Here is a 14,216-nt window from a genome sequence, read left to right on the forward strand (position 1 = left end):
AAGGGGATAAACGGATGTCATACTTATATACTAAAACAGAAAAAATAATATCAGAATTGTGGGAAGAATTAGAGGTAGCGAATAATGATAGAGAAAACAACTTTTTTGCCAGCGGTGGTGATTCAATTTCACTCATCAGATTAAGCATTCTCATAAAAGAGAGATTTGGTGTTGATGTTGGAATTAGTGAGTTATTACAGTATCCATTATTGCATGATATGGCTAATTATATAGATTCACAGATAAAAACAATTATACCCGAATGTCATAAGCAAATATTCAATAAAGATTCTGTAATACCATTAAGCTCATCACAAAGAGGTATTTGGTACCAAATGGAATTAGATTCAGAGAAAGAAAATAAACATTTTAATATTCCATTAGTGTTTAGAGTTTTAGGAAGAGTAGACATCACTAGATTGAACTATAGCTTTAAAGAAATAATTAAAAGGCATAGAGTAATAAACTCATCTATTAGCGATACTAATGGCTATCCAGGTATCTTACTGAAAGAGAATGAGATAAAAATAAGCGTTATTGATGTTTCCGAACTTAGCAATAATGAAAAAGAAGAAAAGTTCAGTGAAATAAAATTCAAAGAACAAAATAAAGTCATAGACATAAAATCTGGTCCTCTATTTTTTGTGTCAATAATAAAGTATTCTGAAGAACTTTATTATATGTTTATAACAAGCCATCATATGATATTTGATGGTGTTTCATATGATATTTTATTAAAAGAATTAATTGAGATTTATCAAGGAAATCAATTAGAAGATCTAAAGTTAGATTATTTAGACTATGCTATCTGGGAAAATAGTGATGAATATCAATCTTACTTAGAGGATGGATTAACTTACTGGCAGTTAAGACTTGATAGCTTTAGGCCAATGGAGTTACCATATAAATATATAACATCATCAACTGAAAAAGATAATTCATCACTATTTTTTGACTTAACGGCTGAGCAAGTGAGTGAATTAAACGTGTTAGCTAGAAAGCATAACACAACATTATATACAGTATTTGTAGTCGTATTGCAGATTGTTTTAAATGAATTTAAAACAACAGGTGATATCGCTTTTGGTACCTATGTTTCCAATCGTCATTTAGCTGAATTTAACAGTGTCATTGGTAACTTTGTAAATCCTTTATTATTAAGATTTGATTATAATGAAGAACACACTATCTCTAATGCGTTAAGAGCAACTCATGATCAAATAACACAGGACTTTATCAGACAACATATTCCATTTGAATCAATAGTGAAAAAAATGAATCCTGACAGAAAAAAAGGTGAACACTCACTATTTGAGTTTACTTTTATTTATAATAATTCTATTTTTGAAGGTAAATATGAAAATGAATACTTATCAATTGAGTCTTGTAACCATCAACTTGAAGAGCTTGAAACGAATAGAACAGATATCGAGTTTTGGGTAAGGCCCAACTTAAAATCTGGAGGCTTTCAGTGTGAATTAAATATACAGGTTAATAAAGTTAATAAACGATTTGCAAAAATACTCTTAGAGAGTATAAATCATATTTTAATTAATTTTATAGAGCAACACAGTGACACTACTTTAAATGAGTTAGCACTTTTTCCTAGCTCATATGAATATTCTGAATTACATAGTTCTGCCTATGAATTTAATAACTATCCATTAACTCAGTTAATTAGAGATAATGCAAGTAAAAGCCCCAACAAGATAGCTATTGTTGATGGTGATATCGAGTATAGTTACGCTTACCTTGAGGAGAAAAGTAATTGTATTGCGAGAGGTTTAAATGAATTGAAATCTACGCCTTCTCCTATCATTGGTGTACTTTTACCTTATGGGATAGATTTGGTCATCAGTTGTTTATCGATATTAAAATGTGGTGGTATTATATTTTTATTAGATATTAATGAATCGTCGGAGAGAATTGAAAGTATATTAGATGAATCTGAGTGTAAATTTATTATTACCAATAGTGATTTATTAGACGATATTAATAATGATACGCCTTGCTTATTAATCAATGAGTTGCTTTCAAATTGTAATAGAAATGCAGAAGAAGCCTTTAATATTAAAGAAACATTGGTTACATATATGATACATACATCAGGCTCTTCAGGTAACGCTAAATTATTATTAAACAAACGATATGGTTTGCTTAATAGAATATATTGGTTTAATGAACTTAACCCATTTTATGATGATGATAAGTTTTTATTGAAAACATCGGTTAGTTTCGTTGATTTTTATGCTGAACTCTTTTTGCCTTTAGTCTTGGGGAAAATTCTATATATTGCTAATGATGATATAAGAAGACACCCAGAAGATTTAATTGCTTATATCATTAAGAATAACATTAATAATATTACATTAACGCCGTCAGTTATTTTGGAAATGTATAGAGTACTGCAAGAAAACAATATTTATATAATGGCAATAAGGAAACTTATTTCTAGTGGTGAAGTACTTAGCTTAAATGTTGTAAATAAAATTAAAAAATACATTCCTAAAGCTAAGGTTTTTAATATATACGGTTCTTCAGAAATGAGTGCCGATTTAACCTGCTATAATGTTATTGAGAATGAAAAAAATGAAATTATTCCGGCAGGTAAGCTTGTTTTTAATAGTAAAGCTATGATTGTTAATAAAAAAGAAAAGCCTATAGCTAAAGGGTTAGTTGGAGAATTGTGGGTAACAGGCAGTATTTTATGTGACGGATACTTAAAAGCTAATGCTAAACAAAGAGATAATTTTTTTTATAACAATGATGAGTTATGGTATAAAACGGGGGATTACGCATATTTGAATAGTAAAAATGAACTCGTTATTATAGGCCGCAAAGATGATAGGAAGAAAGTTCGTGGTATTTTGATTGATTTGAAAGAAATTGATCGTGTTCTATTATCATGTGATGGTGTTAGGCAATGTTTATCTTCAATAGTAACAGATTCTAACGATGAAAAAATATTAGCTGTTTTACTGGAATTATCAGATGGACGGGATAAAGAATATGTTTACGCTCAATTAAATAAAAAACTACCAAAAACACATATTCCTAGTTTAATGGTATCAATAAATAAAATTCCCACTTTACTAGGCGGCAAGATAGATAAAATAGCATGTACTACAATATTACAAGATTCACGTTACAAAAATGAGTTAACAGCAAAAGATATTATTCCTGAAACTCTAATAGAACAAGAATTAGAGCAGATATGGAAATCGCTATTAGGATTTGATGGCAGAATAAGTATAGATCAGAACTTTTTTAGATTAGGCGGTCATTCATTATTAGCAAGTAGATTGTTAAGTATTGTTAGAACAAAATTCAGTATAGATATAAATTTATCAGATATATTTGATTTTCCGACAATAAAAGGGATAGCAAGCTTAATATCTGAAAGCGAAAAGGATAGTGTCAATATCGATAAGATTCACTCTGAAAATAATCTATATGACTTATCATTTAATCAGCAAAGGCTATTCTACTTGCAAAGTATAGAACCTAAATCTATTAGCTATAATATGACTTTTTCATTAACTATGATAGGTCATGTTGATTTATCAAAATTGACTTTCTCATTAAATGAGCTAATTAATAGGCACGATGCGTTGAGAAGTCGTTTTATTGAAGTTGTTGATGATAAAGGTATTAGTGAATTTAAAGTTTTCGTTAATGACTCTGGATATATTTTTCCTATTTATAAAGTTGTAGGACAGCGTGATTTTGAGCAGGCAATAAAAGATGAACTGTATGAACAGCATCATATTCCTTTTGATTTATCACAATCACCATTAATGCGAGTCACGTTAATAGACACTAAACAGGAAAAAAGTGCAATTGTCATTTGTATGCACCATATTATAGCAGATGGATGGTCTATCGCTATTTTGTTTAAGGAGCTAAGTGAGTTATATAATGGAAAAATCTTAAAATCATTACCTTACCGTCATGTTGATTATGCTAATTGGTTAAATAATAGGATTAGCGAGGATAGTCGAAAATCAACTTTAAAAAAATTCTGGAAAAATTACCTTCAGAATGATAAAGGCGGCAAGCTTTTTAATAAAGATATAAGTAGTGACCGTAATATCTCTAAAGTAGTTAGAAGACGTTGTTCATTAAATATTAATGAAATAATAGATTCGAATTATAAAAATTTAAATATTGATCCTTATGATATTATACTGACGACTTTTGCTTGTGTACTGGCAGTCTGGAAAAACGTTAATCATTATTTTATTGGTACGGTTTCCGCTGGGCGACACCTACATTCAGAAAGCGAAAATATTCTTGGTTTTTTAGCTAATACTATTCCAGTTAAAATTGATATAGATCCGAATCTAGGATTTAATGAGATATTATTATCTTTAGTCTCTGAAAGAAGAAACTTATTAAAGTATCAAGATCTACCTTTTGATGAAATTGTGAATAGTGCAAGCACAAGAAAAATGGGAGATGGAATATCTTCTTTAATGCAAGTTATGTGTGTTCACCAAAATATAGATTATAGGGATTTAGATATACAAGGTGTTGATACTCATGTTGAAGCTTATTTAGGTGAAAGTGAAGCTAAGTTTGAATTGGTTTTACAAACAGCTCAGATAGATAGTCGCACTTTAGATATTCTTGTCGAATATAATGATTCATTTTTTAAAGAATCTGAACTCGTTAAGCTAATTGATATGTTGTTAATGTTACTGAATAGCATTTCTAAAAATGAAAAATTGATAGATATTAAATTAAATAAAAGAAATGCAGCATATCAAAAGACAGGGGATATTGATATACCTAAATGCTTTCCTAAAACATTACCGGAATTTCTCAAATTAACGGCTAAAAATCACTCAACAAACGGAATTACTATTATTGATGACTACGGCACGACTTTTATATCGTACAATGAATTATATGAAAAAAGTTTTCAGTTTGCTAAAAAACTAAATAATTCAGGACTTAAAAGTGGTGATGTGATTATTTTAATACCTGAAAAATATAATGAATATTTTTGCTTATTGTGGGGAGCTATATTAGCTAGAGTTATTCCTATCACGGTTGCTAAACCACTTGATTTTGAAAGTGATGATAATTGCTATAAATTAATAGATGCTTGTAGACTATTTGATTACTCGCCGATAGTCACTAATGGTGAATTGGTGAGTGAAATGACAACGCTATGCCAAAGACATAAGAAGATTAAATTTTTAAATATTCAGTTATCTGCTCAGAATAAAGATTTTAAATTAATAGAACCATTACCTGAAGATACAGCATTCTATCAACTGACGTCTGGGAGCACCGGAAAATCTAAAGCGATTAATCAACGTCATGAAGCGTTAGCTTCATACGTATTTTTAAGTGGCCATGCTCGTGACTACAATGAGAAGAATATTTTATTAAACTGGCTACCAATGGATCATATCGGTCCTCTTTGGTTATATCATATGAGAGCCGTTTGCGTTGGTAGCAACCAAATCCATATCTCAACGCCACTAATCCTAGAAAAACCATTGTTATGGTTAGAATTGATATCAAAATATCAAGTGACTCATAGCTGGGCACCGAATTTTGCATATAAGCTCGTTATAAATGAGATGAATAAATCTTTTGATTCTAATTTATCTATTGATCTTTCTAGTTTGAAGGAGCTAGTCACTGGGGGGGAAATGGTTTCTGGGCTAACACTGAAAAGTTTTAGTCAATTGCTTAAGCCATTGGGATTAAATTCAGGTGTGTTAACTCCAAGCTTCGGGATGGCTGAAAGTTGTACATGTATTACGTATGGACATGAAGATGATCCTGAAATATCAATTAACTGTCTCAATTTTAATGAGCAGCATAGTATTCAGGCTGGCTCAAGCTTATTTACATCTTTGGGAAAGGTCATTCCGGGCGTAGAAATAAGAATTGTTGATGATACAAATAGTGTATTAGAGGAATTTCAGGTAGGCCATTACCAAATCAGAGGCCCAAATGTGACGAATGGTTATTATAAGCAGAAAGATTTAAACAACTCTGTATTTACTGAAGATGGTTGGTTTGATAGCGGTGATAATGGCTTTATTGCAAACGGTAATTTGTATCTTGTTGGGCGAACAAAAGAAATGTTAATAGCTAATGGTAAAAATTATTTTTGCCACGAGATTGAAGAACAGTTGGAGCAAATAAAAGGAATTGAAAGTACTTATATTGCAGCATTTAGCATAAAAAAAGATGATCAAGAAGAGATAGTTGTCTGTTATGTTCCTAATGGCCGAGTGGCAGTAGATGTCATTAATACTGAAATCTCACAGTTATTATTTAAGAGTATAGGATTATATATCAACAAAATTATACCTCTTCAGAAGCGTTTCTTTCTGAAAACAACAAGTGGAAAGATTCAAAGAGCCAAAATGGCTCAAAAATATGTTGATGGCGAGCTAACAGCAATTACTCAATCTAATTCTGATAGGCTAAATCTAATTAATTTAGATTGGGTTGTCACTGAGCATACAGAAAATCTACAGAATATGAAATGGTTATCGGTAGGTGATGCTATTGATACACATAAAAATATTAAGAATATACCTTTGAGTGAATTGCAAAAATCATTAGAAACGAATAGTTATAACGGTATTATATTTGGAAGAACTATATGTGAAAATGAAGGTGACTTACTTGAATTTATTGATTTAATTATTAATGAAAATACGCTAAAAGATATCACTCTATGTTGTGTTACTGATAACGAGCAAATGGCAGGGTTAATCTACGGTTTATTAACGAGTATATCGTCTGAGAGTTCACTAAAACATAATATTGTAATACAAAAAAAATCTTCATTAGATTTGATTTTTCCTAAAAACTTAGATTCTGGTTGGTATAAGCAAAGGCATCAATATCAGTTAGAAAAGTTAACTGATATTAATGTTGGGAATATCAGAAATATATCAAATATAAAAAATACTGAACCTGATGATTATGTGGTAATCACAGGCGCAGGTGGCGCTATTGCTCAGTTAATTATAAAAGAGATAATGCCTCTGTATAAGAATATAATCCTTATCGGCAGAAGTGATGAACCTGAGTACGTAATTAAGAATAGAGATAAATTAACTTGGATTAAAACAGATTGTAGTGATTTGAAAAGTTTAATAGTAACATTTAAATCTTTTTTACATAAAAAGCCACCTAAATATGTATATCACTTAGCCGGTATTTTTGAACCTTCTTTTTTAAAAGAGATTTCTGTAGAAAAGCTTAATAAATCAAGAATACCTAAGGTGTTTGCAATAGAAAATCTACGCAAAACAATGTCTATTTTGTATCCCACGTCTTGTAAAAATATACAGTTTAAACTTTTTGGCTCAGTGGCGGTATTCAAAAGCTCTCCAATGCTAGGACCTTATATTGCTGCTAATAGCGAGTTATTAGGGTATGCCCAAGATAAAAGAAATAATGGTTATTCTATGTCATGGATTGGTTGGAGTGCTTGGGAAGGGATAGGAATGGGGAAAGGACAAGATAGAGACCTTTTACATGAAATAGGCCTACAGTTAGTTGATAAAACAGAGGGAATTAATGTATTAATGTCAATTAAAGATCAAAATAAAGATTTTTTAATTGGCATAAGTAATAGATCTAGTTTAGAAGAGGTAGCCATTAGTCCTTCAGTTAATGAAGAGAGAAGTATCGACAATACTTTGGCTAGTTTAATAAAGTCTATTCTATCTATAGATGATGTTAACTTTAATGATAATTTCTTTGAGTTGGGGCTAACCTCAATCGATCTAACAAGACTTCATCGCTCTATAAATAACACTCTTAATATCAATATTAGCTTAGTTGATATATTACAGTTTTCAACTCTCCGTAAACTTTCAACGCATATTATCCAATTAATAGCTGAAAATGATGAATAAATAAATCTTGTTTAAGTTAATACATGATTAATTTAAATGATAATGCAATGAATCGTTTATGCGTAATAATTATTGAGGAAAAAAGATGAAATATAGCAGCAATGATATTGCGATAGTTTCAATGGCAGGGAGATACCCAAATAATATTAAGGTTCCTGAGCTGTGGGAGCTTCTACTTAATGGTGGCACTACTATATCTGATATCGCTATCGAAGAGTTAGAGAAATCAGAACATGCTGATGTGTGCCACGATATAAGTTACGTCGCAAAATGTGGAATGCTACATGAAAAAGACATGTTTGATGCTGACTTATTCAAAATGAATAGATTAGAAGCAATGTTAACAGATCCACAGCAGCGCTTATTTATGACGTGCTGTTTAGAAGCATTAGATTTAGCTGGGCTGCCATATCCTACAGAGTCAGGATTTAAAACGGGCGTCTTTGCTACAAGCACGATCAATACATATTTAATTCTGAATATCTTTAAGTCTAACGAGTTTCTGAGTCGAGATAAAATGCAAATTTTGTTGGCAAACGAAAAAGATTTTATATCTTCTAGGGTCGCTTACAAATTAAACCTAACTGGTCCTGCTATCACAATTCAGTCTGCATGTTCTAGCTCTTTAGTCGCAATACATGAAGCGTGTGGCTATTTAAGAAGGGGAGAAATCGATTTTGCACTTGCCGGGGGAGCATCGCTCCCCACGGTGAGCAAGACGGGGTATCTATTTACACCCGGTGGAGCTGTATCTTCTGATGGTCAATGCAAAGTCTTTGATGAAAAGGCAGATGGCACAATATTTACCGATGGCGTTGGGGTGATTACCTTATGCCGTTTATCGGATGCTATCGCACATGGATTTAATATTTATGCGGTTATTAAAGGAAGTGCGATAAATAATAATGGTAACGATAGCTTGAATATAGCAGCTCCAAGCATACATGGACAATCCGAGGTGATCAAAGCTGCTTTTAAAGCCGCTAAAGTTAACCCAGATGATATTGATTTTATTGAAGCGCATGGCACAGGAACATATCTTGGTGACCCTATTGAGGTTAAAGCGTTAAGTACGGCTTTTGCTACAACGAAAAGGCAGTATTGTGCTTTAGGCTCCATAAAATCAAATGTAGGGCATACGGATACAACAAGTGGGGTTACGGGGATAATTAAAGCGGCTTTAGCGATAAAAAATAGAATATTACCGGCGACTATAAATTATACTAAAGCTAATCCTCAACTGGATATAGCCAATACCCCATTCTTTATTTGTGATAATAATTACCAGTTTAAAGCAGAAAAAGAAATTTTATATGGAGGAGTTAGCTCTTTTGGTTTTGGGGGAACGAATGCACATGCTATTTTAGCTTCAGCACCAAAGGATTACCTTCCAAATGAGTTAGTTATATCTAAGACAAAATGCAAACATAAATTGCTGTTATGGTCAGACCGTAGTGAAAGCGCATTAAGGGAATACGTCAACAAAACGATAAACTCTTTTAAGAGGTATAATGATAGTGAGCTCAATGCAATAGCGTATACATTAGGGCTATGCCGACATGAATATGCTTATCGAACATATGCAGTCACAGACTCAATACAAGCGACTCATTATGCCCCTGAAATGACATACCATAGAAAAGCGCTTGAAAAAAATAAGGTTGTATTTTTGTTTCCTGGACAAGGCACTGATTTTGTTGATGTATACACAACATTATATGAGGAGAATGAATTATTTAGGAATAGTGTTGATACGCTTAGCCAGAAGTTTGAACCTTATTTGGAGGAAGATATTCGTAAGATCCTATTTCCAAGCGAGGATATAAGAGATGAAGCTTTGGAGAAAAGTATTCAAACTAAATGGGCTCAGCCAGCACTGTTTATTATTTCAACAAGTTTAAGTCAGGTTCTGCAATCTTATGAGATAACTCCTGATTATCTGATGGGGCACAGTTTAGGTGAGCTATCAGCTGCGTATATTGCGGGAGCCTTTAATGAGGATGATGCTGTCAAATGTATTGCCACTAGGGCGTTATTAATGAATGACACCCCCGAAGGAATGATGCTGGTCATATTTTCTAATCATGAAATCTTTCATATCTTCCCAGAAGAAATCAAAAATAAGTTAGATATTGCAGCTATTAATAGTCCAACACAATTTGTGATCTCAGGTAAAGCTGATGATATTAATATGGCGATAAGCTATTTGAATGAGCTTGAAATAAAAAGTAAACCTTTAGATGTCAAAAAAGGCTTTCATAGCAAATTAATGAATAACATTATCGATAAGTGGAAAGAATATTTATTACAAGTGAACTTCAAGAAAATGACTATTCCTATAGTATCAAATTTGACAGGTGAAATACTAACAAAGAATACATTAACTAATAGTGAATATTGGATAAAACATTTAAGAGAAACTGTTCATTTTTCAGATGGTATCAATAGCTTAACACAACATATATTAGAGAGAGAATGTGCCCCTATATTTATTGATTTATCAGCTAAGAACGCTTTAACGGCTATTTCATTGATGAATAACAAAGATATTTATACTGTTTCAGTATCGAATAGGGGCCATGGTGTTGAGCAAAAAAATATTTTAAATGCCCTTGGGGAAATATGGTCATTGGGGGTCAATGTGAATTTTTCGGATTTCATTCCAAAGAGTTATGTCGTAGAGCTACCTGTCGCTAATTTAGATTCTAAAAGTTATTGGATTGTTCCTGATAATACAGAAATAGAACCGCAGCCCGTCAATTCGAGTAATAATAAATCAAAATTAATAAAATCAAGGGATGAGCTCGAAGAACTATCGCTAATGATCTGGAGAAAAGTCATTATAAATAATGACATTACTAAACAAGATGATTTTTTCTTATTAGGAGGCGATTCTCTCCAAGCATTAGAAATAACACGAGAGTATAAAAATCATGGCGTAATAGTAAACTTATCAGACATATTATCTTACTCTAACATAAAAGATTTAGTTGAGCATATTTATTTAAGTAAAGAAAAAAATGAAGAAGAACAGGAGCAGGATAAAGATATAAAAGATGTTATTGATACTGATGATATGTCAAATATATTTAAGCAGCTAAATTTAGATTGATGCTGTTTTATAGTGTGAATATTCTATCTTATATAAGGTAAATAATGGAAAATATTATCCGCAATTACTTAAAAGAATTATTAGATATCAATGTAGATGAAGTAAAAAATGACTCTAACTTGATAGAGTTTGGCCTCAATTCTTTAGCGTTGATGTTTATACTAGGAAAGTTGGCTGAATTAACTAAGAAAAAATTTGAATATGCCGAGTTTGTTAGTAGTCCTACCATTAATGATTGGTTAAAAATAATTGAAAATCATAACTAATATTTAAATAGTTTATTAAGATGAAGGCTAATATATGAATACTATAATAGATGACCTACCATTTGTTTCGTATAGCCAATCAAGGATAGAAAGGTATAGGAAAAAAGGATATTGGTTAGGTGAAACGTTAATCGACTTTTTAAAAAATTGTACTCGGAAATATGCAAATAATATTGCACTTGTTGACAATGATAGAGAGTTAACATATGCGGAGCTATTTAAATACTCATCTATATTTGGTAGCTATTTAATAAGGAAAGGGATACGTAAAGATGATTTTATTTTAGTACAATCACCTAATGTATTAGAGTACTTTATTATTGTTTTTGGCATTTTTTATGCAGGAGCCAGACCAATTTTTTGTCTGAATGGGTATGGAGAATACGAAGTTGAAAATATAATTAATACGAGTAATGCTATAGGATATATTAAATATTCAAATGGAAAGTCAAATGAATGCTCCCATATTCATTTCATGAATAAATGTAATAGCCTAAAATATGCAGAAGTCATTGACTCATCTTTAATTTCAAAATTAATGAGAGAAAAAAACAATGGTATATTAGATTATAACGACGTTAGTCCTGAATCAGTAGCATTTCTATTATTATCTGGAGGAACAACCGATATTCCCAAACTTATCCCACGTACACATGATGATTATTTATATTCAGTAAGAGAAAGCGCTAAAATATGTGGGTTAAATGAAAAAACAAAAATATTATTGGTGTTACCTGTTTCTCATAATTTTCCAATGAGTTCACCAGGTTTTCTTGGTGTTTTTTATGCAGGTGCAACGGTTTATTTAAGTGAGTCTTCTGCTCCTGAGATTTGTTTTCCTTTAATAGAAAAACATAAAATAAACCAAGTATCATTAGTGCCATCATTGGTTATTCTTTGGCTTAATTCAAGTTGTTATGATCAGTTTGATTTATCTAGCCTTAATATAGTACAAGTAGGAGGTGCGAAATTTTTACCAGAAATTGCTAGAGATTTTATCAATAAATTTAATGTAACATTACAACAAGTGTATGGAATGGCGGAAGGATTAGTTAACTATACACGATTAGATGATGACCTAGAAACAATACTATACACTCAAGGTAAAAAAATATCACAAGATGATAAAATATTAATTGTTAATGAGAATGGTGAAGAATTAAAATTAGGAGAAATAGGACAAATTATTACTCAAGGACCTTATACAATAAATAGTTATTATAATTTACCTAGCGTTAATAAGATTGCTTTTACAGATGATGGTTACTATAAAACTGGGGATATAGGATATCTCGATAGTAACTTAAATATTGTCGTCACGGGAAGATTAAAAGAAATCATTAATAAGGGGGGGGAGAAAATCTCACCAAGTGAAATTGAGTCATTACTTATAGACCATCCATCGATTAAAGATGTTTCTGTTGTTGGTATTCCAGATTATTTGCTGGGTGAAAAAATAAAAGCGTATATAATTACTTTTAGCGAAGAGATATTAACACTTCAGCAAATTAGAAAATATTTATTAGATAAAAGTGTTGTATGGCATAAGCTCCCAGATCAAATTGAAGTCGTTTCCTCATTTGAATATACCTTAGTTGGAAAGATAAATAAAAAAGCTATTCGTTAAGCCGTGTTTTTTGGTATGAAACGATAATATTAATAACAATACGGATCTTAATAAGATGGAAAGAAAATTAAATAAATTGCAAGTTGCATATGTATTGGGAAGGCAAAATTATTTGCCATTAGGCGGCGTTGCTATGCACGATTTTAGAGAATATCGAGGAGATGTGGATCTTGATGTTTTTAAAAATTGCTTAAGAGAGGTAGTAGAAAAGCATAATGCATTGAGAATCGTTATTGACCATAAAAAATTTTCACAGAAGGAAAGTACAGATTTAGATCTAAACTTAAAAATAATAGATTATCAAAATGATATAAAGACAGAGACATTATCAAAGATAGAACAACTTAGAGAGCAGGTTTCTCATTATAAACATGAATCGAATAAATCACCTTGGGGGGTGTGGTTTATTCAATTAAATAAAAAGTTAGATGTTGATTATCATACTGTTATTTTATTTAGTTTCGATGGGTTAATTTTAGATGGTTATTCTATATCTTCAATTATAAATGAAATTCTAATTTTATATAGAAAAAATAAAACCGGTATAGAGTCAGTTCCCCCTCAAGTTAGCAGTAATTTATTAGATTGTGATAACCTTTTTAAAGTTAAAGATATCGATAAAGCATATTGGCTAAAAAAGTTAGAAGGAATAAGTAAAATTAGCTTTCCATGGAAGACCAATTTAGAAGAAATTCCTAGTTCAAGATATAAAAGATCTAATATTGTAATTAAAAAAAATAGATGGGATGAGTTATCTGGCTACGCGAAAAAAAATGCTATTTTTCCTAACTCCTTAATAAACACTATAATTTTGAAATCATTATGCACATTAAGTGAACGTGAAGATATTTATGTGGGTTTACCTATCTCCTTTTCTATTTACAATAAGGAGTTATCAAATTTATCAACAATCATTCCGCTATATTACAGAACTAATGATGATTCATTAGTCAATAATGTTAAAAATATACAATCTGACACCATGAATGGATTAAATCATATCTCATATTCAGGGATAGAGATTGCTAGAGAGTTATGCAGTAAATTTAAAAATAGCATACCATTTCCTATCGTTATTACTAATGCCCTTTCTTGGAAAGTCGAACCATATGACTCAAATTTTTATTACCATTCTGGATTAACGCAAACACCTCAAGTGGCATTAGATATAAGAATACAGCTCACTAATACGCGTAATTTATCGATAGATTTTGATTTTGCAGTTTCCGCTATATCAGAAAGTTTAATTAATGATTTAATGTTGTTAATAAATAAAGAAATAAAACTAATAACTAGTTAATTGATGGTGA

The 14,216-nt window shown here is 31.1% G+C and carries 5 protein-coding genes; all 5 read left to right on the forward strand.

The window, feature by feature from the left end; genetic code table 11:
• Positions 1-14: 14 nt before the first annotated feature.
• The 5 genes from P2E05_RS04320 (at position 15) to P2E05_RS04340 (ending at position 14,206) form a co-directional block, all read left to right on the forward strand.
• Positions 15-7,901 carry a condensation domain-containing protein gene (locus P2E05_RS04320; protein WP_272677635.1) on the forward strand — a complete coding sequence of 2,629 codons (7,887 nt, stop codon included), beginning with the start codon at positions 15-17 and terminating at the stop codon, positions 7,899-7,901.
• Between the two features lie 85 nt (positions 7,902-7,986).
• Positions 7,987-11,013: a beta-ketoacyl synthase N-terminal-like domain-containing protein gene (locus P2E05_RS04325; RefSeq protein ID WP_272657622.1), complete on the forward strand. Its 3,027-nt coding sequence runs from the start codon at positions 7,987-7,989 to the stop codon at positions 11,011-11,013.
• Between the two features lie 44 nt (positions 11,014-11,057).
• Positions 11,058-11,279 (forward strand): phosphopantetheine-binding protein, encoded by a 222-nt coding sequence (locus tag P2E05_RS04330; protein WP_272657621.1) that lies wholly within the window; start codon positions 11,058-11,060, stop codon positions 11,277-11,279.
• Positions 11,280-11,313: 34 nt separating this feature from the next.
• Positions 11,314-12,906, forward strand: coding sequence for a (2,3-dihydroxybenzoyl)adenylate synthase (locus tag P2E05_RS04335; RefSeq protein WP_272657620.1), 1,593 nt, complete (start codon positions 11,314-11,316; stop codon positions 12,904-12,906).
• A gap of 55 nt (positions 12,907-12,961) precedes the next feature.
• Positions 12,962-14,206, forward strand: coding sequence for a condensation domain-containing protein (locus P2E05_RS04340; protein WP_272657619.1), 1,245 nt, complete (start codon positions 12,962-12,964; stop codon positions 14,204-14,206).
• Positions 14,207-14,216: the final 10 nt, after the last annotated feature.

This window comes from Providencia stuartii (genome assembly GCF_029277985.1).
GTDB lineage: Bacteria > Pseudomonadota > Gammaproteobacteria > Enterobacterales > Enterobacteriaceae > Providencia > Providencia zhejiangensis.